Genomic DNA, 21,241 nt, shown 5'->3' with positions numbered 1-21,241 from the left:
GTAGTGCATCTCTGCGAACCGCTGCGCCGGTGCTATGGTGTGCCTGCGCTCATCAATCGGCAAGGATATGAGGCATTGCCCGGAGTCACCCGCCGTACACTTCTTGCGTTCGCCGCCGTTGCGTCCGTGCTTGAACCGACGCTTGCTGAAGGTGAGGGTACCTCACGCGAATTGCAGGCGCTGATCGCAACCCATGAGACCGCCTATGCGGCGCTTCATAGGGTTGTTCATCGAGCGGGCAGCAGCTGGCACGATCGCGAGATGGCAGACCGGATTGAAGAGGAAACATTGCTGGCCAGCTGCTCCAATCCTGCGACCGGCCGAGGCGACCGCCGAGCCAAGGCCGAGTACTTGTTGACTGTTGAGGCACGGGGCGAACTCGACCTGGAAGAGCACATGCAGGCCATCCTGCACTCGATGATGGGGAGTTGATGGATCGCGGTACCCGCCGGGAGTCAGACGGCGCATGGCCGTAGGGCGCATCGGCAATCGGAAATGTGATGATGCAGAAAAAGTCCCTCCACTAGGGCCGTCCCGCCCGGTCGAGGCCGAAGGCCGGGTGGAGGGGTCGATTGTGGGGGCCCAGCGATCTGCTCACTTTCAACACCAGAGATACCACCATGAGGAGAAAGCTTGCCGAAGTGCAATCGTTTTGTTACACCGATCCCTGCATCCAGAGAGGGCTTCGGCCCCGCCAACCAGCCTTGACCGGCAACGGTGGCACGACGATGTGGCCCTGAACGGGCAACAGTAGGTCGCCAGTCCCTCCAGAATGCGTGCGAAACGATGGAGGGTGTTTTCATGCTGACGAGGCGAGGTTTTCTGATCGGGGCGGGTGGCCTGCTCACGGCTGCATTCGAAAAGGATGCGCAATCCTTCATTCGCAGGACTGGGCTGCCTCTGCTCGCACCACCTGCGGAAGTGGCCGAGACCATGTACTGGTATGACGGTGGGGAGCAGGGCTACCTTCTCACAATCGGCCCTTGGGCCTTCTGCCCGCCGCCGCCGACCTGGCGCGAGTTCTTCACCAGCGAGGGCCTTGGGCACCGGACCGAGACCGAAATCTACGCCATCTGGGAGGAGCATGGGATCGGCCCGGAGGACTACGACGATCCGGTTGGAGGGTGGTTCTGGGAAACCCGCTTCGATCGAGAGGCCGGCCCGTGCGCCAGGGCCTACCGCTTGCTGAAGAGGCTGGACCTTGGCCCAAAGCTCGGGCGCGGGAGCGATGAGCCCCATCTGGTATTCTGCGAGGGTGACGTCGCCAACGACGATAGCCGATGGGTCGATGCAAGAGACCAACTCACGCTCTCGCTCCTGCAGGCTCGGCTGATCGATCTGAAGCTTCCTGTCCAAATTGCAGAAGGGGTTTGAGAGGCCGACATGATAGACAATGGTACGAGGCCGACCGCCGGCGCGCTGAGCCCGAGACGGCAAGGCATGGCCCGGGGATGCCAATCGAGCCTTATACATGCCGCTATTGCGGCTGGGTGACCACGGTGCCGAGCGCGGCCGAGGCACATCTCTGTATGCGGTGTGTTCGTTTCGAGGGTGATGTGCATCCGGCTATGACTGGAGCGCGGATTGCGGCGCACAACGCCCGCATCATGGGCATGATAAGCCTCTTTCCGATTGGGGCAGACTCGGAACCGGATGCATCATGAAACTCACATATCTTCTCGCGGGTGTGACAACTGCAATCTTTTCACGGCGCAATGGGAATAGAGACGGATTTGAAATGGTGACCTTGCAACGCAGATATCCGGTAGCCCTTGCGATCGCGGTGTTCCTCATTTGCAGTCCAGTGTTGGCCCAATCAGCTACGGAACATCACGTCTGGCAGGATAAGCGCAAATTCGACCCGTACATCCGCACCGCCGAGTCGATCACCGGTGCGATACGGCACGCGGATAAACTGCTGCTCCGCTCGGACCCTGGCGACTCGTTGCGGCCGACTACATAACAGTGTTGTGGTCGCATCGACGGCACTCGTATCATCGGCTGTGCGCGGAAGAGGTCATGGGCAAGAGATCGAGCATCGCTGGGTGATCCTACATCAGGCGGCATTATGATATGAGGCAAAGAACCGGGATCGACTTCGATGGGCCGGGCTTAGCAATGGGTGGGACCATGAACAACGACGACGATGCCTTTGCCTTTGCCTTTCCCCATTTTTCGGCGAGGATGGACAATGGTGAACTGGCATGGGCGGTGGCCGAGGCGAACGGGGTGAGCCTCGGCGTGTTCTGCCACCGGCTCAAGCTGGGGTGGTCTGGCCAAAAGGCCGCGACCCATCCAGCCCCGCCTCGGACCCGAAAATCTCCCCCTCAGCGGCCTTCCCTCAAGCTGTCGACCTTCCTCGCGGATGGCCAGCTTGCGTGGCCGGTCGCTGAATCCAGAGGCATTAGCGAGGCATTGTTCTACGCTCGCTTGAAGAAGGGCATGACCCCGGATGAGGTGGTCTACACGCCAGTGATGCCCCGAGGTTGGCCCCTCCATCGTCGCTAGGTCTGCCAGCGTTTGCCGTCCCAAGGTGACGACGACGTGCGCTTCATCTTTGCCGTCGGGGCAGATGCCGGCGACCACTCTGGAGTTCGCAATGCGCCTTATAGCGGCCGCAGAGATCGGCTTCGCAGCTTCCTGAAAAGCAGACCTTGCCGGCGATCAGGCTGGCCGTGGTTGCGCCTATTTCCGACTTCGCACGCCCTAGAGAGGGATCGGTTGCGAACGCGAAGCCGACATTAAGATGCGGCCGGCTAGGCTTGGCAGAAAACTCAGAACCGCCTCATGCTTACCGGCCTCGCTCGCGAGTTTCATCAGGTGTTGTGATCTTCAGTACTTCCGCGACAACTTTCTTGCATGCCTTTCTTGACGGGTCTAAAGAGACTAGCGGGGTTTGGGGGCAAATGGAAAACGGATATTCTAAATTCCGTATTGCGCGTTTCGCGGTCGGGTTAGTCGCTAGTACAATCGGATTTACTTTGCTCGCAGCTTTGATGAGCGACGCTGCAGGGAGCAATGAAATTGTCGGCCGAGCGACCGCAATTGATGGCGATACCATAGAAATCCGCGACGAGCGGATCCGCTTCAACGGTATCGACGCTCCTGAATCCGCTCAGGTATGTGAAGACAGGAACGGCAGTGCTTACAGATGCGGCGCTATTTCCGCGAAAGCACTCGCAGATTTCCTTTCTGCGTCGCGACCGACGGCCTGCCAGTTTGTCGAACGCGACCGTTACGGACGCTTCGTCGGCAATTGTTTCCGCGCCGACGGTGCTTCCGTCCAGGAATGGATGGTGGCAAGCGGCTGGGCACTTGACTGGCCACGCTACAGCGGAGGCGTTTACGCCAGCCTTCAGGATGTCGCCCGCAAGGAGGGCCGCGGCATCTGGCAGGGACGTTTCGACTTCCCGTGGGACTGGAGAGCCGGGCAGCGTCAGAGCACGGCCACAGCCTCCCAAGGAATTGCTTCGGCTGCCGAAAGAGGCGAAGGGTCCCGCTGCGCGATCGAGGGGAACATCAGTTCCAGGGGCGAGCGCATCTATCACGTGCCCGGGCAGGAGCACTACGGGCGGACGAAGATTTCGGCATCGAAGGGGGAACGCTGGTTCTGCTCGCCCGAGGAAGCAAAGGCGGCGGGATGGCGGCCCGCGCGCAGGTAAGGAGCCTCCTGACAAAGGGCTGACATGAATCGATAAGGCAAGACGAGCAACAGGCGAAATGGCAGCGATCAGAAAGTTTGACCAACTCTATAAGCTACGCAACCGCATCATGTCGGACGGCAGCGGGCTCAAGCTCTCGGCCGACATCTTTCCCAGCATAGACGTCGACAGCGTCGCGGGGGATCTGGATCTCGCCGAGAGGGGCGCGGAGCGCGGCGGCAACAACCAGCCCATGACGGCAGCTAAGGGCAGGGATGAGGTGGAGCTCGAGATCATCGAGAAGGTCGAAAGCCAGGCCAAGGCCGCGCACCAGATCCTTATCGACCAGTTGAGCCTGTACAAGAGCAGGATCGCCGGCCTGAACTTCGACGAGTACATCCAGGAAATCGATATAGCTGCCACGACAGGGCTCACGAACTTCACCAGCCGAGCCGTTACGGCCGCCAACGAACTCCATGCGAAAAGGCGCTATCTCAAGGAGGCGGAAGACTACCTGATCGACTTCAGAGCAAAACACCGCCTGAAGAGGCCCGCCTGGCTGCCGGGACCTGGTGTCAATTTCTTCAAATGGATGCTGATTGCATTCTTGTTTGCGATCGAGGCGATAGCGAACGGTATGTTCCTCATGGGCGGCAGCGACGCGGGATTTGTCGGCGGCATTGCCGAGGCGGTCGCCTTCTCGGCCGTCAATATCGGCTTTGCCGTCCTAGCGGCGCGGAAAGGGGTGCAGTGGATCGTTCACCGGAACCTTTTCGGGAAATTGATGGGGCTTCTCTCGCTCATTGCCTATCTTGCAGTCGCCGTCGTGGTGAACCTCGCACTTGCCCACTATCGGGAAATCAGCGAGGGGCTGTTCGAAGGCGGCAGCCAGATCGTGATGCAGCGGCTATCGGAGGCTCCGCTGGCTCTCGGAGACATCAAATCCTGGCTCCTGTTTTGCCTCGGTTTCCTTTTCTCGGTCATCGCGTTCGGCGATGCGCTGACTATGGACGACGTTTATCCGGGATACGGAAGGGCCGCACGGGAGGCGGACGAACGCCGTAACGACTACATCGATACCAAGGACGAACTCATCGGGGAACTCATCAAGATCCGCGACGGATTCAATGACGCTGTGAAGGGCATCCTCGACGGGCTCGGAATACGCAAGAGGGAATATGGAGCGATCCTCGCCCATCGCACTTCCCTGCTCGAACTGTTCAGAACCCAGCAGGACCATCTCGACCGCGCCTGCAACCTGCTTCTGGCCAAGTACCATGACGCGAACACCAGGGCCCGGACCACGAAACCGCCGCGCCATTTCCAGACGGCCTACAAACTGGAAAAGATAAAGCCCGTCATCGAGCGAGACGGCGAGCGCAGTTCCGAATCCCTCGACAAGCTGCTCGAGGAGGCGAGGGAGAAGCTGAACGGCCACATCCGGCAGATCGGCAAGGAGTGCGACGAACACATCAACAAGTTCAGGAAGCTCGACAACCTGTTCCCGGAGAGTGGTGCCAATGAACAGGCGGCGTAGTTCGAGGAGAAGGCGCAACGGCATTGGCGCAGGACGCATAGCTGCTATCACATTGGTGGGCGCAGCTACCGCAGCATTGCTGGCGGCGTTCGGTTGGCTCTATTTCAAGTCGGCCACAGCCGTCGCACTCGATGAGAAAACGCACTGCCCCGTGACCGGAGCAAAAAGCATGACCGCCGTCCTGTTCGACACGACGGATCCGCTTCCACCTGTGACGCTTGCCGACTCACGAAGCTCGTCCAGGGGATCCAGCCGAGCGGCTACCTATGGATCGGGACCATTTCGGGTACTCCCTCGGACGTCGAGCAGCTTTATGCAGGATGCAACCCGGGTGACGCCAGCAGCGTCGACTGGAAAACCGAAAACCCGAAGAAACGCCAGAAGCTCTGGGAGGAGACTTACCGCGAGCCCCTGGACAAGGTTTTTGGCAAGATCGAGAACGGCACCGGGGCTGAGATGTCGCCTATCATGGCTGGAATCCAGAAGGTGAAGCTGGCTGTGTTCGACACGGTGCCGACGGATCCCGAAACGGACGCGCCCAAGCACCTCTTCATCGCCTCCGACATGATCGAGAACACGAAGGACTACTCCCAGTATTCCTCGGGCGTTTCTTACGAGACCTACAGGGAAAGCGATGCAAACGAGAAATATTGGACGAACCTTGAGGGCATTGAGATGTCGATCCTTTACGTCAACAGGCCGGACAAGTCTTTTGACGGGCCGAACCACGGGAACTTTTGGGCGGAATGGGTCCAGTCGAACAACGGCAGGTTCGGTGGAATGGAAAGGCTGGAGGGGCTTTGATGGCAACATACGCAATTGCAAAGAGGATTATCGACTCTCCTTATCTGCCTGTCGCCATATTCGCAGGGATGACGTTCGCGGGATGCCTTTACATCTGGCTCACCAAGATGTCCGGCGTGGGCATATGGCTGGCGATTACCGTGCCGATCATGGTCATGTTCGCATATCTCGGGCTGTCGATCATCGTCGGCCGCCTCAGGATCCATGACGAACAGGTCGGCGACAATCTCTACTACATGGGCTTCCTGTTCACGCTGACGAGCCTCGGCGTATCGCTCTACTTGTTCTCAGCCGACGGCGAGATGAACGAGGTCGTGCGGAACTTCGGCGTCGCAATCACATCCACGATCACAGGCATTACCCTGCGCATCTGCTACAACCAGGCGCGGCGTGATCCCGCCGATGTCGAGCGTGCCGCCAGACACGAGTTGGCGGGCATGTCGAGGCGCGTCAGGGCGGAAATGGAAAACGTCACCCTCGAGTTCTCCGAATTCCGCCGCATCTGCAATCAGATGCTGACGGAGGGTTACGGCGAGATCGTCAAGCAGGCCCAGCTGAACGGCGAACAGGTGAGGCAGTCGTTCGAGAAGATGTCTTCCGAGGCCATCAAGCCCGTTAAGGAAACTTCGGAGCGGCTTGCTGACGCGCTCGACATTTCCTTTGGCCACATTGAGGATCGGTTCACGGGCGTGCTCGACAAGGTGTCATCTGTTGCCACGCTCCTCGACAAGGCGAACACCTCGTTTGGCGACGCGGTCGTGCGCTTCGGGACGCAGGCGGACAGCGTTGCCGGGAAACTGGAGAAACTCGTCATCCCGGACACGGTGCTGAGGGAAGAGATCGTCCCCGTCGTGAACCTGCTCGCTGCCTCCGTCGGCAAGCATGCCGAGAAGACAGAAGCCCTGGTAAAGGTGCAGGAAACGAAGATCAGCGAACTTGCGGAAGCGGTCGGGAAGTTTATCGAAGCGTCGGATTCCCAACGCGCGACCATGGTGAAGATTCTTGACAAGACTGAAGAGCGGGAAAAAGCGATCACCAGCCTGGCGGGTAGGCTTGAACGGAAGCTAGAGAGCCGGTTCGAAAGCCTTCCGGCAGTCCAAAGAGATGGCACCGCGGATCACGCGATGTCTGTCGGCAGACTGAACGGCTTCGAACTTACCGTATCCGATGTGTCCGTCGAAGTTGGAAACACGGCGGCGAGCGGGGCCGGAACGACAACCCCCGAACTCATGGTCGAAGCCGCACCTGGACCGGCCGGGACGGGTGAAAGGCCTGTAGGCATCCTCGACAGGCTCAAGGGGTGGCGGTCTTGATCGACACCCGCGACACCGCCGTCAATTACGAGAAAACGGGGTACGGGCGGGGACTTATCCTCGGCCTGACCATGGCGGAGACGATGCTGCTGCTTGTCTTCTGCCTGCTTCTCGTCGCCGGATCGATCATCGCCGACAAGCAGGCGAAGATTGAAATCGCGAAAAGGGAGATCGCCTCACATAAGGAAGAGTTTTCCAGACTAGCGGAAGCCAACACCGATCTGGTTGCCCAGAACGCGATCCTTATGCAGATAACCTCGTCCGACAGGCAGGTTGTCGACGAGGAATGGAAGAAGCTTGTCGCGGCGCAGACGGCGGCCTCAAAGATCGAGGAACACATCCCTGTCGAGAAGGCGGCCGAGCTGGCCGAGGTGACTGCCGCCGCACAAGAGAATTCGATCACCAAGGCGGAAGAATTGCACAAGCTGATCGAGGCCGCCGCCCGGACGGCAGCAGCCGAAGAGAAAGCCGCCCTTCTCGACAGGGAATTGTCAGCACTGCATGCCCACCTCGCCCAGGAAGGGAATTCGCAGCCGCACGAATGGCCGCCGATCATCTCCTTGAGCGATGTCGACGGTTACTCGTTCGCCATAGGAAGCGCGGAACTCACTTCCGAGTTCAGGGAAAGGCTCCTGAACGAGATACCGAACATCAGGCGCATCGCCGAGGAATACGGTGTCGACATCATCGAGGTGATCGGCCACACCGACGAGCAAAACATGCCACGGAACTACTCCAACATGGACCGTGACATGAAATCCGTGCTCGACCGACGGGCACCTATCAGCGAGCTGCAGCCTTCGGACAATGCAGGGCTGGGCCTCGCCCGTGCGCTGTCGGTCGCCGATGTCCTTTTAGGGTCCCCGGAACTCGAGGGCCTCGACGTCCTGCCGATGTCAGGCGGCCAACTGATACTTCTGGGTGACGCGCTCACCGACGGAACGCATGTCGGGGACGACGCCGCCCGCAGGCGCATTGAAATCAGGGTCAGGAAGAGGGTGGTTGAACACGCGGCAGGCTCGCAGGAAGGGGAGGGTTAAGGGCCCTCATCGGTGAGGTCGATAACGACACCGTCCGGCACGGCTCTTACAAATTGGCCGCCGGAAGCTGCCGGTCCGCAAAAGGCCCTAAGGGCTGCCGGTCGGCAATGCGCCGCAATTTTGTCACTCAGACGAACAATTCTTTTCTCAAAAGCGGACATAGGCGCCGGCGACGTTGCTCTGGCGGCGATTGCTGCAGGCGGTGCAAGAACCACGAGCATTCTCAGGCCGGATTTTGGCGCCGTGAGCTGGCCACAGGGCGGTCAGAACGATCGTGGCGCCGACGCGTCCCGCCCCACTGCCGATGCCCCTGAGGTAACCCGCGCCATAGCTTCGCAGTTTCCATCAGGTGCTTGCGGAAAGACGCAACCACATCCATGTCGTCGCGGTTGATGGTCTAGCAAGTCTTTGTCGGCGCTGCACCGACAGGTCGTCGGTTGTTCATGATGTGATCAGCATGACGTCCGCGCTTAACGCACCTCTGGTCAAGGAGTCACGCGATGGCCTGCAAGATCACCGACGATGTTATTAATGCGCTGCAGCACTGCAGGTTGAAGGCATATTTTCGATTGCGCGGTGAGGAAGGCGTCAAATGCGGCTATGAGAAGTTGCTGATTGAGCAACGCGCCGACGCACAGCGCAATGCAATTGAAAAGATCCGGCGCGAATATAAAGAAACCGAGGTCGCGACTGAACTCAATTTGTGCTTCACCAATCTTCGAAAAGGAGCTGCGTTTATTCTTTGCGCTCGTTTGGACGATGATCGCCATGAAGTCGTCTTCGATGGACTTCGCAAGACCAATGGGCACTCAACGCTCGGAGACTTCCAATATCAACCGGTGATGTTTTGCGCGGCGGGACGGGTTCGCGCTTCCGATCGCCAACAGCTTGCCGCGCGCGCCGTTCTTCTGGCGCGGGTTCAGGGGGCGTTTCCTAGTGGCGGGGCTGTCTATATTGGGCGCGACGGCAAGAAGACGGGCATTCGTTTCGGATCGACGCTGACGACTGCAGAAAACCTCCTCCGAGACGCCGAACGCTTGCAACGGGCGGAAGGCCCGCCGAAGCTGCTGTTGAATGACCATTGCCACATCTGTGAGTTCCGGGACCGCTGCCGTGATCAGGCCATCAGGGAAGACAATCTGAGCCTCCTGCGTGGTGTCGGCGAAAAGACAATCAAGCGATACGCTCGTAAGGGCGTACTCACGCTCACCCAGCTAGCACATACCTTTCGGCCCCGTCGCCGAGGCAAGCGGGCCGATGCCCCGCTCAGATTGCGCGACCACGCGTTGCATGCACTGGCCATTCGCGACCAAACGATCTATGTGCTCGGTGCACCGAAACTTCCGGCCGCGTCCGTGCGGATCTACCTGGATATCGAGGGTGTTCCCGAAGAGGGCTTCACTTATCTGATTGGGCTCGTTATTTGCGATGGCGAACGCGTTGAACGCCACTCGTTATGGTCCGATGACCGGAAAGGCGAAGCCGAAATATTCGCCCGGTTTCTCACTATCGTTGGGCGTTATGACGCTCCGCGCATCTACTGTTACGGCAACTACGAAAGTAGCTTTATCGCGCGCATGCGGCGCCAAGCCCGACGCAAAAGGAGCATTGACGCTGTTTTAGCTATACTAACGAACGTGCTCACGGTCATCTATCCGCATTTCTATTTTCCCACTTATTCGAACGGTCTCAAGGAGGTTGCGGGCTGCTTGGGCTGTCGCTGGACCGAGCCGGACGCATCCGGCATTGAGAGCGTCGTCTGGCGCAAGAAATGGGAGAAGACCGGCGACGCGTGGTGGAAAACCAAGTTGATCGAGTACAATCTCGATGATTGCGAAGCGCTACGCAAAGTCAGTGCTTTTCTGAGTGAGCCGCTGACCGGCGGCACTGAGAGTAAATCTGGTATATTGCCGCGCGTGGCGACCGTGGCGCAACTCGATAATCTGGCGCGTACCGTGACTTGGTCACAGTTTACGCATGCCGATTTCGCGTTCATCAACAAGCGGGCCTATTTCGACTACCAGAAACGCCACGTATTCATTCGAACGAAACCAGTGCGGAGAACACGAGGCGGCAAGACACAGCGCCGAAAGTGGCAAAACCGCGACTTGCGGGCGACACACCGAATGGAAATCACGGCAACACGCTGTCCCTTCTGCAAAAGCAAGCACATTACATCCATTGACCCGAAGCAACGGCCGAAGGGATTGCAGACGAGGCGCAAGCGCGCCTTCGATCTCGTCATCACACCGGGAGCGATCCGCCGGAAGGTGATTGAGTTCAGAGCGGTCGCTTATCATTGCACAAATTGTGAACGATGCTTTACCCCCGAGCGCTACGAGCGTCTTGCGCGACACTTTCACAACTTCATGAGCTGGTTCGCTTATCAGCACATCACGCATCGACTCGGGGTCAAGTCTCTCGGTGCGCTATTCTATGAGATCTTCGGCATCCGGGTGAATTGGTGGGAGTTCCTAACCTTCCGGCATTTGCTCGTCCGTCGTTATCGCAAGACCTTCAATATGCTTCTCACGCAATTGATCACAGGGCCTGTGTTACATATTGACGAGACCGAGGTGAAATTAAAGGACGGTAGTGGTTACGTCTGGGTGTTCGCAAGTGAATCCGCTACCATCTACATTTTCCGACGCTCGCGCGAGGGAAATTTCCTGCGGAAGATGCTCAAAGACTTCAAGGGCGTGATAGTTACCGATTTTTATGCAGCCTACGACGGGCTCCCTTGTCTGCACCAGCGCTGTCTTATCCACTTGATGCGCGACATGAATCGCGCAATCCTCGACAATCCGTTCGATCAGGAGCTTCAGTCGATTACGGTGCCGTTTGGTGCCTTGTTGCGATCAATCGTCGTCACAGTCGATGAGCATGGCCTCAAGCGCACGTACCTAAGACGTCACGGGAGGGCTGTGGCGGCGTTCTTCGATGCGCTTGCGGAGCACACCTACGAATCCGATATCTCAAAAACTCTGCAGGAACGTCTGCTCCATAATCGCGACCGCCTGTTCACGTTCCTGCAACATGACGGTGTGTCGTGGAACAACAATCTGGCCGAGAACGCAATCAAACGCATCAGCGATTATCGGGAGGATGTCGGACGAAGCGTCAAAGAAGCAGGGCTTACAGAGCAGTTGGTATTGCTGAGCATTTATCAAACCTGCCGTGTGAGAGACCTAAGCTTTCTAAAATTCTTGCTGTCGCGAGAACACGATATGGATGCCTTTGCAGCGAGCAGGCACCGCCGGCGACGCCCCTCGCGCATTGAGCTCTATCCGAAGGGCTTTTTGCCATCCTCGATCCTATCACTTCGCCGAGAACGAGTTGCTCGGGTCAGCGACACAACAGCCCAGAAGCTAAGTGACCGCTTGGGAGGAAACGGATGATTTGATGCACTCTCCGCGTGTCTGGCTGTTGAAGGACCGTTCGATATCGCGGGCTGCCATTTGACCCGACGCACGTGATCGATACAATTTCATCAGGCTGTCAGTCCGCTACCGAGCGCGGCGTCGGGCTGAATGTTCGTTTCCTAGATTGCCTGCTAGCCCGACCTACAGCTGGCACCAAGTACTTGGGTCGAATCCGGCCGAACGGTTGAAGCGGAACGAACGGCGGGTTTCCCGCTCCGTCGACTTCAGAGCGGTCAGGTCGCTTCCGGCCCCAATCCAGTCATTCCGGTGTACAGACTCTGGCGCAAGGTGGACTATCGGGGACGCGAACTTTTTGACCCATGCGCGATGCCAGGCGAAGTCAAGGCTGAAGCGAACTAATGCACTCGCCGTAGTACGTTAGTGTGTCGTTCCCGGGCGCTGATATTGACACCGAAGCGGGCAATCGTAGCGAAAATGTGAACTCCTGAATCCCGACTTCGGCGAGCATCAAGCTCGAACCGACACTCAGTGGAACCGGGGACGTCTGGCCGACTTGCAAGGAGTTGTCTTTCGCACCCATGCCGCCGCGGATTATCATTAGCATCGGCGGCAAATGCTCAAATTTGCATGAAATCGCGGTGGGTTCGCTGGCCATACTGGCGGGAGCCACGGCGCAACTCCCGCTGTATAGAAGTAGCACTATCCATTTCTGCGGCATAGCAGTCACCGAGCTAGAAGGGTTGCCAGCAACGGACGCCCAGCGCTTGAGCGAGCGAGCATTTGAGCACCTTCGTCTCGAGGTCCCCAGAGTTTTTGATCTCCAACAGGTAGTCTCCCTCGTTGCAGCGGACCGTCCAGATGCCAGCATCATAATCGACAGAATCCCCCATGTAGATCATCTTGCTGGCGCCCGTGCAGGGATCGGCGTTCACGATAATTGATTGAACTGCGGTAAGCCGATCCGCCTCCGATAGCTGCGATACGAGATCATAGGCTCGGCCAGCGAGCGCATGGGCGGGAAGTAATGGAGAGCGTTAGGCAAGGCCAACCCGGCGCGACAAGATGCTCAGCATAGGCTTTCACACGGAATGCCATCGCTGTCCCGATCCAGCTTCCCGCCCCAGGAGCAGCTGTTCAAATACCAATTTGCTTCATCGCATGAGCTGATCTGAGGGCAGGTCCGCCGCGGTTGGCAGGACCAGCTTTGCGCAATTCGTGAGAACGAACTTCCTTTGCTTGAAGTCGCTCCCAGCAAATGAACGCTCTCCCAAACCAGGGATGGGCTGCTGCCGGACAAAAAGGATAGAGCCGCGATAAACCCAATTGCTGTTTGCTTCATATTTCCCCCTTCGCGGACTGCCGCATTGACCGCAGCCCCAACCCTCAAATCTCATTATCGCTTCGATCGTCTCCAACCAGCAGACCGAGCATCTGCTTCCGAGCAAAACCACCTCTCACCTTTCGATTCAGAAATTCGCGTGACGTCGTAGAATTTCTGGCCAGGCAAGTGATAGATGTGTTCGCCGTCCGCTGAAATGTTGCCTTTGATGTTGCAGCCTGAGTTGCCGTTGCCGATCGCAAAAAGCGGTACCGGCGCCGCTAGCGGGTCGTCGCTATGCTGTGCTCGCCAGTCCCACGGAAATTGAAACGTCCCTACCCAAAGACCGGCCTTCGACGCCTTCGCCTTAGCTTGCTGCCCTGCATACGCACCATTGCTGTATGTCGGCCAATCGAGCGCTTGGCCATGCTCGACCATCCAGGCGGCGACACGGGAGCCGTCCGCGCGTCCGCAGTCGCCGACATAGCGGTCATACCGATCCCACGTGACGAAAGTGCATTGGACCGGCTTTGACGCCGACAGGAAGCCATCCAGTGCTTCGGCAGAGCGGCGCCCGCACGGATATTCGAAACCCTTGGCGTCGTTGCAGTATTGGTGGCTCTCGGGCGCGTCGATACCATTGAAGCGGATGCGCTGCCCATGGATTTCAATTGTGTCGCCATCGATGACCGAAGCCACCCCAGAGATCGGGGCCGGAGCCGGCTTGGTCAAATTCTGTAGATTGATCTCAGACAGCGAGCCTGTGTGTTGCATGACGAATTGCGTTGCCAAAGCCGAAGCCGCGGCCACGGTCACGAAAACCAGCCGCATAGGCACGCCCGACAACCAGCGCCGACGATGCCGCTTTGGCCCGCTGCGCTTCCGCCACTGGTCGGACCGATTATCGTAACGAGACCTGTCCAAGCCCATCATCACATCGCGTCGCCTGAGCGGCTTTCGGCCGAACGCAGCGTCACCGAAACAAGAACCGCTGATAGGGCGGCGAAATGCAAACGCCAATGCATGAAGGTATCCCCCGACACCAGCTGGGATCATGCGCCTTTCGCACCTTGTTGTCGAATCTGTCGACGAACGAGCTTGCGTGCGGTCTTCCACTACGCGATGTTGCCGCCGGGCTACAAAAAGGGGTGGGGACTGTGAAGCGATTCGCTTTGACGATTTCAATGCTAACTGGATTGGTGGCGTGCGCGACGCCCCCTGATAAGATTGCAGGAGTTCCGAATGCCGGCCCCTGCACAAAGGCTGACAGAGAGCGTTTGGCTATCGTATCAAATCAGCAAAACAAGGCTGTGAGTGGGGACGCATTGGGCGTTTTTCTCATAGGCGTGCCGGTTTCCTCGATGTCGGGTGGCGACCACGAAACCGAGATCGCAATTCTCAAAGGGCGATGCGGCGCTCCAAAAACTTAAAATCGGTGGCTTCGGCTCTAGGCGTGCCGTTGGCGTTCATCGGGTTAGCCGGTTGACCGTCTCAATAATGGCCTTCGCAAGCGCTTCGCCCTCATGGATCGGCTCAGGACCATAGAGCAGCAAGACAGCTTCTTCGCTCGGCAGCACACCGGCGGGGCAGGTCTGTTCAATAGCCATGCGAACCAGCTTGAGGGCGGCCCAGCGTTGCGGATGTTCTCTTGGGCTTCCATGCTTCCTGCTGAGATGGACTGTCTCAGCGTCAAACCGTGAAGGCGAGAGCCCCGTTCCATCAAAGTTTAACGACAGGGAAAGCGCACTGGAAAGCAAGTGCGGTAACAGTTGATTCAACCGTTGCTAGTAATTCTAGAGGAGTGTGGAAGCGGCTCCGACAGTGAGGCGGGGGAGCTGGATTGCCGGAGCCGCCTGCGCAATCCCGGGTTGGGGTTTGACCGCGCTGTCCTATTCTGGGACAGCGCGGTCAACGATTCGTTAAAATTGGAACTAATTAAGCGCATGCTAATTGAAATCGCGGTTTTGCGAGTCAATGCATGCATTTGAAGTTTCTCCCGCCAATGATGCCTACCTTGGTCGCCAAGCCGCCCCAAGGCGATGACTGGATGCATGAAGCAAAATTCGACGGCTACCGCTCCCAAATCATCATCGACGCCGGCAGTGTGCGGATCTTCACCCGCCGCGGACTCGACTGGACATCGAAGTACCGCGATCTGGTCGAGGCAGCCAAAGGTCTCAACGTACAGAACGCCATCATCGACGGCGAAGTCGTCGTCTTGAATGAGGCTGGCCTTTCGGATTTTGCCGCGCTGCGCAAGGCAATCACCGGGCGCCAGCACGACCTCTATTTCGTCGCGTTCGATCTGCTGCATCTCAATGGCCACGACTTGCGCGACATGGTACTTGACGATCGGCGGGAAATCCTGGCCGGCCTTATAGGGTCTGATAGCCGCATCCAGTTCAGTGAGACCATGCCAGGCGAAGCCAACGCGATCTATCATCTAATTGACGCGGCCGGCCTGGAAGGGATGGTATCGAAGCGTCGGGACAGCAAATATCGCAGCGGCCCGACTACCAATTGGCTAAAGACCAAATCCTTCACCGAAAGCGAATTCGAGCTTCTTGGTGTCGAGCGCGAGCGGGGTAAGCCGGCCTTCGCTCTGATGGCCGAGCCTGGGACCCGGAAGTATGTCGGCAGTGCGTTCGTGAGCGTCAATCGAGAGATGCGGGAGCGGCTTTGGAAACGTGTGCAGGAACACGCCGGGCCACCGCCCAACGACATGCCAAAGCGGCCCGCAACGCAATGGGTTAAGCCGGGGATCAAGGCCCGCGTCAAGCACCTACGCGGCGAGGATGACTTACGGCATGCCTCGCTGCAGGATTTCTGGGAAGAGTAGAGAGGCGGCGCCGCCCATCAGGCAAAACTCAGATTGAACATCGTCACGTGGTAGGGTCGAATCTCAACAGTGATGACTATGCGGACCTGACGACGATCTGCTTCCTTGTCCCCGGTCGGTGGGTCTAGAAGCGCATCAGACTCGACCGCGAACTGCGATACCGACTTATCATCCTCCAAGAGGCAAAAGAAAGGGTCTTCCCCTGCAGCAGGGATTTCATTGCCCCTCAATTCATTGGCACCTTTCGGCTTTCTAAGCGCGTCAATCAAAGTCTTAATGCGGTTGTCTAAATCCCCGGCAGTCAGGATGCTTCCCGGAATGTCTCGGCGCAAAAACAAAATGTCGAGCGAACAAAGAAGGCTCATGGTCTCGCGGACCAACGGTACGAAGCGATATCCATTCTCACGGTATTGACCTGCAACAGCCTCCAAGAGCGAAAGGCGCTCGATGTCTGACCCCAATCGTCGCTCCGCATCATTCGGCGCAGAGCGACCGGTGTGGTAGTCGGTCGGGAAAACCTCATGCTCCCTAAGAAACCTGTTCGTTCCCAGAGGTGTTTTAGTTGACGATGGAAGACTTTGCGGATGGCCTGCTTATGCTCGGCCATGCGATCCCACTGATTGTCATCTGGGTCTTTTTGGCCGGCCTTCAGCTCCCCTTCGTAGGTCAGGCGGAATCGCATCGAGGCTCCTCGGCGGCGGGTGTTCGAGACGTCGCGTTTCGCATTCCTAACCTCAATATATGCGACCCGGGCTCGGGTCGAGCTCGGTCGTTCAGAGCGATTGGGTTTTGATCCTAATTATGCCGGCCGGCGCGCATCATGGCGCGTGCAATTGCGAGCTGCGCCTCGACATTGGCGTTTTCCTTTTGCGTCATGTTGTTGTTAAGATCGTGGGCGCCGGCCGTGCCTGGCTTCTTCTAGCCGCCGTTTAGCAGCGTATCGGAATTCAGGTTCGACAACCATCCGCGCCCACATCGCCCAAAAGCCGATACCCAAGGCTCGGTAGCACCAGAATTGCAAGTAGACAAAGAAGTTGAAGACCCACCAGATTCCAAATGGGACAAGCACAATCTCGGATAATCCTCCAGTTCCCATGATGGCCAACCAGAGACCCAGCCCGAGAGAGTAGATCAAGCACACAAGCCAGATGCCAACCGTGAGTTTGATCTCCGACGGCCACGCTCGAACGGCTGCTTTGGTAAACACTGGCATTCTAAACTCCGGCGTTCTGGCAACTGGGCATACCCGCCAGCATAGCTCATTTCAGGGAAGTCCTAAGCGCTGCCGTCTATTTCGCTTTCCTCGTCAATCGTTCGAACTGGCAAATAAGCGTTCGTCTCCAGCCAATCGCGCAGCACGATCTCGATGAGTTCCGCCCGGCCAATTTTCATTTCAGCCGCGATGGAGTTTACAGCGTCCTCCGTTGAGGGCTCCAGCGGCACGCCTGAGACGTTTCGAAGCATCAATGCAGCGCGACGCAGGATGACCCGGAGCTCCGCGCGCGACATATCGGCGATGCGGTCGGCGGCGCTTTCAAGCTCCTCGGCGATGGATCGACGTGTCATTCAGAGGGCCGCATATAGTGAGGCTTTAATCGGCGGGCAGGGGCGTCAGGCGATTCCCGCTCTCCCCTTTGGGACCACTCGGGCCAAGCTGCTGGAATCCGCCAGGGCTGTCGGGCCGCGGCTCTTGGCGCCCGTCAACGCCAGGAGTTTTCCTATAGTCGAGCCGGAAATCTCCCGTAGATGTAATGGCGTTTTCGACAGCCGTGGCGAACTTCTTCTGATCCACAAAGACCCCCTGTGCCTCTAACGCTTCTTGGATGTTTCCGGTCAGTGCAACGAAGTCGATTTGCTTTTCGTTGCTGCCGTCCTTGAGGTCTGCAATTTGTTGCCGGTAGCCAGAAACGTCAGCCACGAGCGTTGCATTTGCCTCTTCCAACTCGGCTATTCTCGCTTTGAACTCTCCCCATTCGAACACCACCTCGGTCCATTTCGGCGCTAGGATCATAGTGGCGCCGATGAGCACAAGACCTACCATGGCCCAAGCAATCGCCCGGAGAACCCAACCCGTGCGGATGGCCATTATTACCACTGCAAACCCGCCGATTACACAAAGAAGCAAGGCGCCCTGAAGCAGCCAGCCGGCGAAGTTTTCTGGTGTCATGAAATCTGCCCCGCCCGTTTCTTGCTAGATCAAGTCATCGCACCAGGCGCGTATCGCCTGACAAGCGAAGCCCCACACAGGCCGATATTCCGCCTGCGGCGTTCCACCGTCCAGATCGCTGCAATTCTACGATGAACGTGTCGATATTGTCGGGGACGGATCGATGCCGCAACCAGCCAAAAGTCTGCAGCGAGGCCGGTCGAGCAAAGTCCGATCAGGTTAATCCAGAAGGTCATGGTTATTCTGCCAGATGGTCCTGATCGATCTTGGCAATCACGCCCTCGAGGGCCAGGACTGCCCGCCTCGATATCTCCACATGAGCGGCCGTGGTGTCGACTTTTCCCTTGCCCGGCTGAACGGTCCAAATGCCGGTTTTCCCTGCTTCGGCATTGGCGATGAACCGGCGCTCATCTTTAAGCTGCTGGCTAAGTTCTTCTCGGAAAGCCTTCCACTGGTCTTTCGTAGCGGGCATCGGTTTTCTCCCCTCGGCTGTCTTTCACTGAGTACGAGCGCAGTCCTATCTAACAGCGCACGTTGGGAACTGACCTGACGCCCGATCCGCAAGAGCTTTCGTTACCTCGGATTTGGTGCTGCAGGCCCTCGCAAGCTTGACGCCAAATCCTTGGCCCTCCAGGCAGCGAACAATGTAGCGGTCTCGCAGTTCGGCATTCACGTCATAGGTCGTGCTTGAAGCGGGGATGTTTATGGCTCCGACCCGGTTGCAGGTCGTCATAGTGCCATATGTGTTGCATTGGATCGTGCCGGGATTGTTGTAGCCGGGGTTAATGTCGGTCGCCAGCGACTGCGGGATCTCTCTGAACGAGTTGATTTTGCATTGATCGGTCGCGGTCTGGGTTGAGTTGAGATCAACACCAGGCTTGAAGACTACATAAGCCGGTGTGGACTGACATCCAGCAATAGCCAGTGCCACTAAAAGATATCGTTTATGCATGCTTCTTCCCCCGCACGCAACTGAACGCTAAAAGGGTCGCTTCCGCAAGGGCTTGCCGCCGTTAGCCTCCGCTGTCTATGCCGCCGCCCTTGAGCCTCACTCCAGCGCCGCCGCCGTTCTCAGGGATGAACTCGACGCCGGCAGATTCGAGCGCTGCGCGGAAAGTCGCCCAGGGTTTCACTCGGCTTTCAGTACCTGGTGTCTGATCAACCAGTCACGGATGATCAATCGGACGGCTTCAGGTCGCGAAACATCATGCTCGGCAACAAATTGATCGACGCCCGCCAGCATGTCCGGTTGAAGGCGGACCATGATCGGCACACCCTTTCCAGTTGGGGCCGGGCCGCGCCGTTTCTTTGATACCACGGTTTCTTGCTTTGGCATAAAACTCTGATATCAGAATTCCCGTTCTTGCGGAAGCGCTAGAGCCTTACACACAACCGAATTGGAGAAGATCCGATGCCGAACACCCTTGTTCGGGCAGCCGCCGAAGGTATGCCCCGATGTCAACCGCCGCCGCCTGCTTAACCTGACAGGGGCAGGCCTTGCTCTGGCCGCTCCGTCTGCTGCCGTGCGCAAAGCCTCGGCCGCGCCGATCGACGCCGCACCTGCCGTGCATCCCGAGGCCTTCTCGTCGATCGCCGCTGATATCAGGCGCCTTGCGGACGTGAAGGGCGAAGCGTCATGAAAGACAATATCGCGCACTACATGGAGACCGCCGAGCGGCTGGAACTACTCATCCCGACGTTCGATCCGGCGAATGGTGATATGATCCTGGTGTTCAAGACCGAAGACGCAAACGGCGGGCGTTCATTGCGCCTCTCGCCCGAGTTGGGGGCAGAGTTCCGTTCCTACATTTTCCGGGCGATGCGTGAGAAAGCAAACCAATTATCGTTCCGTAGCCGAAACGATAATTGGCCCGCTACCTCCGTTGGTGGCGGGCTTTTTTGCTGGGGCGGTCAGTTCGGCGCGATTAACGTTCTCTGCGATTTCCAAAACTGAGTGTCGATCGCGTCTTTAGTAGCCGCCACCGCCAGTACCGCCGGTACTGCCACTACTGCCACTACTGCTCCCGCTCGATGTAGACGCGGTTGGCGGTACGGGTGGAGCCTCGCCGCGTGGTGCTGTCATGCAGGCAGTCAAAAGTAATACCGAAAAAAGGATGAAAAGGCGCATATCGATAACCTCCTTTGGTAGGGTGTTCTCTATCGACAACGTCTCAGGTCCATCATTATTCCGCGAAGTTTGATCGGAAAGCCCGCTGCCTCACGGTGGCGGGCTCTTTCGTTGTACGCTGCCGTACGCGGGGGTTTATTCGTCCGATATTCGATGTATCCAGGTTAAAATCAGCTAAGTGCTTGATTTTGCTGGTTCCCGCTCATGGGCTCGAACCACGATTCACGCCTTCAAAGGGCGCTGTCCTACCATTAGACGAAGCGGGAATAGAGGAAGTGGACGCTGTCTAACACTTTCTCATCTGCGCATGAAGCCGCTTCATGCCGTCATCTGCGTGAGCGCGAGAATACCGCCTTTGCAGCAGGACCCGTTAGAAGATAGGGTCAGTCGCGATGATTAAAACCGACCTCTCCGGCGTCTATCGAGACTACATTGCCTGCCTGAACAAGCAGGACTGGGAGAAGCTGGGACAGTTCGTCGATAATGAGGTGATCCACAACGGCCGGCGGCTCGGCTTGTCAGGTTATCGCGAAATGCTGGAGACAGACTTTGCTGAAATCCCGGACCTTTATTTCAACGTCCGAATGTTGATTTCCGATCCGCCTTATATAGCGAGCCGGCTTGACTTCGATTGTACCCCGAAAGGAACATTCCTCGGCCTCCCTGTGAGAGGGAGGAGAGTTTCCTTTGCCGAGAACGTCATCTATGAATTTCGGGACAAAAAGATTGTACAAGTATGGTCTGTTATAGACAAGTCGGCTATCGAAGCTCAGCTTTAGCGCGAGGGATTTTCGCGTGTCTTGTCTCGAAGCAGTCTTCACCCTGCTGGCTTAATAGCCCCTGAGCGTAGGGCTCTATCGGGCCAATCGTTGCGACGTAAGCACACTGTCAGTGCCTTGTCGCGGAAGGCGCTTGAGCACGACCTTGGTCATGTCTGTCTCCCTCTATTCATGGCCCATACGCCACTCCATCCGGCCCGACGCATACCCAGGGCTGGACGACGCCTCCGATCCGGAGGTTCCCCTGGGTGTAGCACTTGGTCCGCGATCCTCGCATGTCATCCAGCACGAG

At 57.8% G+C, this 21,241-nt stretch carries 22 protein-coding genes, 1 tRNA gene and 1 riboswitch; of the genes, 13 read left to right on the top strand and 10 right to left on the bottom strand.

The window, feature by feature from the left end; all coding sequences use genetic code 11:
* The first annotated feature begins 75 nt into the window (after positions 1–75).
* The 10 genes from AC0L3I_RS18310 to AC0L3I_RS18265 all read left to right on the top strand — a co-directional run bounded on the left by AC0L3I_RS18310 (position 76) and on the right by AC0L3I_RS18265 (position 11,733).
* Positions 76–432, top strand: a complete 357-nt coding sequence (locus AC0L3I_RS18310; RefSeq protein WP_473527805.1) for a hypothetical protein — start codon at positions 76–78, stop codon at positions 430–432.
* A gap of 232 nt (positions 433–664) precedes the next feature.
* A riboswitch (SAM-I-IV-variant riboswitch) is annotated at positions 665–762 on the top strand.
* A gap of 39 nt (positions 763–801) precedes the next feature.
* Positions 802–1,374, top strand: coding sequence for a hypothetical protein (locus tag AC0L3I_RS18305; protein WP_473527804.1), 573 nt, complete (start codon positions 802–804; stop codon positions 1,372–1,374).
* A 286-nt stretch (positions 1,375–1,660) separates the two neighbouring features.
* The gene (locus AC0L3I_RS18300; RefSeq protein WP_473527803.1) at positions 1,661–1,963 is read left to right on the top strand and encodes a hypothetical protein; all 303 of its coding nucleotides are present in this window, start codon (positions 1,661–1,663) and stop codon (positions 1,961–1,963) included.
* 167 nt (positions 1,964–2,130) lie between these two features.
* On the top strand, positions 2,131–2,508 hold the full coding sequence (locus AC0L3I_RS18295) for a hypothetical protein (protein WP_473527802.1): 378 nt from the start codon (positions 2,131–2,133) through the stop codon (positions 2,506–2,508).
* 398 nt (positions 2,509–2,906) lie between these two features.
* Positions 2,907–3,662, top strand: coding sequence for a thermonuclease family protein (locus AC0L3I_RS18290; RefSeq protein WP_473527801.1), 756 nt, complete (start codon positions 2,907–2,909; stop codon positions 3,660–3,662).
* Positions 3,663–3,720: 58 nt separating this feature from the next.
* Positions 3,721–5,178 carry a hypothetical protein gene (locus tag AC0L3I_RS18285; RefSeq protein ID WP_473527800.1) on the top strand — a complete coding sequence of 486 codons (1,458 nt, stop codon included), beginning with the start codon at positions 3,721–3,723 and terminating at the stop codon, positions 5,176–5,178.
* Between the two features lie 468 nt (positions 5,179–5,646).
* Entirely contained in the window at positions 5,647–5,982 is a 336-nt protein-coding gene (locus AC0L3I_RS18280) for a hypothetical protein (RefSeq protein WP_473527799.1), read from the top strand.
* Positions 5,982–7,295, top strand: coding sequence for a hypothetical protein (locus AC0L3I_RS18275; protein ID WP_473527798.1), 1,314 nt, complete (start codon positions 5,982–5,984; stop codon positions 7,293–7,295). The genes AC0L3I_RS18280 and AC0L3I_RS18275 overlap by 1 nt, the downstream gene beginning before the upstream one ends.
* Positions 7,292–8,335 (top strand): OmpA family protein, encoded by a 1,044-nt coding sequence (locus AC0L3I_RS18270; RefSeq protein ID WP_473527797.1) that lies wholly within the window; start codon positions 7,292–7,294, stop codon positions 8,333–8,335. The genes AC0L3I_RS18275 and AC0L3I_RS18270 overlap by 4 nt, the downstream gene beginning before the upstream one ends.
* Before the next feature lie 500 nt (positions 8,336–8,835).
* Positions 8,836–11,733: a TM0106 family RecB-like putative nuclease gene (locus AC0L3I_RS18265; RefSeq protein ID WP_473527796.1), complete on the top strand. Its 2,898-nt coding sequence runs from the start codon at positions 8,836–8,838 to the stop codon at positions 11,731–11,733.
* A 1,051-nt stretch (positions 11,734–12,784) separates the two neighbouring features.
* On the opposite strand, the gene AC0L3I_RS18260 is transcribed toward AC0L3I_RS18265, so the two are convergent.
* The 3 genes from AC0L3I_RS18260 to AC0L3I_RS18250 all read right to left on the bottom strand — a co-directional run bounded on the left by AC0L3I_RS18260 (position 12,785) and on the right by AC0L3I_RS18250 (position 14,643).
* The gene (locus tag AC0L3I_RS18260; protein ID WP_473527795.1) at positions 12,785–13,057 is read right to left on the bottom strand and encodes an excalibur calcium-binding domain-containing protein; all 273 of its coding nucleotides are present in this window, start codon (positions 13,055–13,057) and stop codon (positions 12,785–12,787) included.
* A 54-nt stretch (positions 13,058–13,111) separates the two neighbouring features.
* Positions 13,112–13,867 (bottom strand): thermonuclease family protein, encoded by a 756-nt coding sequence (locus tag AC0L3I_RS18255; RefSeq protein ID WP_473527794.1) that lies wholly within the window; start codon positions 13,865–13,867, stop codon positions 13,112–13,114.
* A gap of 635 nt (positions 13,868–14,502) precedes the next feature.
* Positions 14,503–14,643, bottom strand: coding sequence for a hypothetical protein (locus AC0L3I_RS18250; protein ID WP_473527793.1), 141 nt, complete (start codon positions 14,641–14,643; stop codon positions 14,503–14,505).
* A 371-nt stretch (positions 14,644–15,014) separates the two neighbouring features.
* Between AC0L3I_RS18250 and AC0L3I_RS18245 the strand changes: the two genes are divergently transcribed.
* On the top strand, positions 15,015–15,875 hold the full coding sequence (locus AC0L3I_RS18245) for an ATP-dependent DNA ligase (RefSeq protein WP_473527792.1): 861 nt from the start codon (positions 15,015–15,017) through the stop codon (positions 15,873–15,875).
* 17 nt (positions 15,876–15,892) lie between these two features.
* On the opposite strand, the gene AC0L3I_RS18240 is transcribed toward AC0L3I_RS18245, so the two are convergent.
* The 6 genes from AC0L3I_RS18240 to AC0L3I_RS18215 all read right to left on the bottom strand — a co-directional run bounded on the left by AC0L3I_RS18240 (position 15,893) and on the right by AC0L3I_RS18215 (position 19,378).
* Positions 15,893–16,336: a hypothetical protein gene (locus AC0L3I_RS18240; protein ID WP_473527791.1), complete on the bottom strand. Its 444-nt coding sequence runs from the start codon at positions 16,334–16,336 to the stop codon at positions 15,893–15,895.
* An 814-nt stretch (positions 16,337–17,150) separates the two neighbouring features.
* Positions 17,151–17,441 (bottom strand): hypothetical protein, encoded by a 291-nt coding sequence (locus AC0L3I_RS18235; protein ID WP_473527790.1) that lies wholly within the window; start codon positions 17,439–17,441, stop codon positions 17,151–17,153.
* A gap of 25 nt (positions 17,442–17,466) precedes the next feature.
* Complete coding sequence (locus AC0L3I_RS18230; protein WP_473527789.1) at positions 17,467–18,042, bottom strand: hypothetical protein; 576 nt, start codon at positions 18,040–18,042, stop codon at positions 17,467–17,469.
* Between the two features lie 238 nt (positions 18,043–18,280).
* Entirely contained in the window at positions 18,281–18,514 is a 234-nt protein-coding gene (locus AC0L3I_RS18225; protein ID WP_473527788.1) for a hypothetical protein, read from the bottom strand.
* A gap of 45 nt (positions 18,515–18,559) precedes the next feature.
* On the bottom strand, positions 18,560–18,994 hold the full coding sequence (locus tag AC0L3I_RS18220; protein WP_473527787.1) for a hypothetical protein: 435 nt from the start codon (positions 18,992–18,994) through the stop codon (positions 18,560–18,562).
* A gap of 177 nt (positions 18,995–19,171) precedes the next feature.
* Positions 19,172–19,378, bottom strand: a complete 207-nt coding sequence (locus AC0L3I_RS18215) for a ribbon-helix-helix domain-containing protein (RefSeq protein ID WP_095495279.1) — start codon at positions 19,376–19,378, stop codon at positions 19,172–19,174.
* A 300-nt stretch (positions 19,379–19,678) separates the two neighbouring features.
* Here AC0L3I_RS18215 and AC0L3I_RS18210 point away from each other — a divergent pair, with 300 nt between their 5' ends.
* Entirely contained in the window at positions 19,679–19,996 is a 318-nt protein-coding gene (locus AC0L3I_RS18210) for a hypothetical protein (protein WP_473527786.1), read from the top strand.
* Positions 19,997–20,362: 366 nt separating this feature from the next.
* On the opposite strand, the gene AC0L3I_RS18205 is transcribed toward AC0L3I_RS18210, so the two are convergent.
* A tRNA-Gln gene (locus AC0L3I_RS18205) sits at positions 20,363–20,436 on the bottom strand.
* Positions 20,437–20,562: 126 nt separating this feature from the next.
* Here AC0L3I_RS18205 and AC0L3I_RS18200 point away from each other — a divergent pair.
* Positions 20,563–20,949: an ester cyclase gene (locus AC0L3I_RS18200; protein WP_473527785.1), complete on the top strand. Its 387-nt coding sequence runs from the start codon at positions 20,563–20,565 to the stop codon at positions 20,947–20,949.
* Positions 20,950–21,241: the final 292 nt, after the last annotated feature.

It is taken from the genome of Mesorhizobium sp. WSM4840 (assembly GCF_055811755.1).
This window is presented reverse-complemented; position numbering and strand designations above follow the sequence as displayed.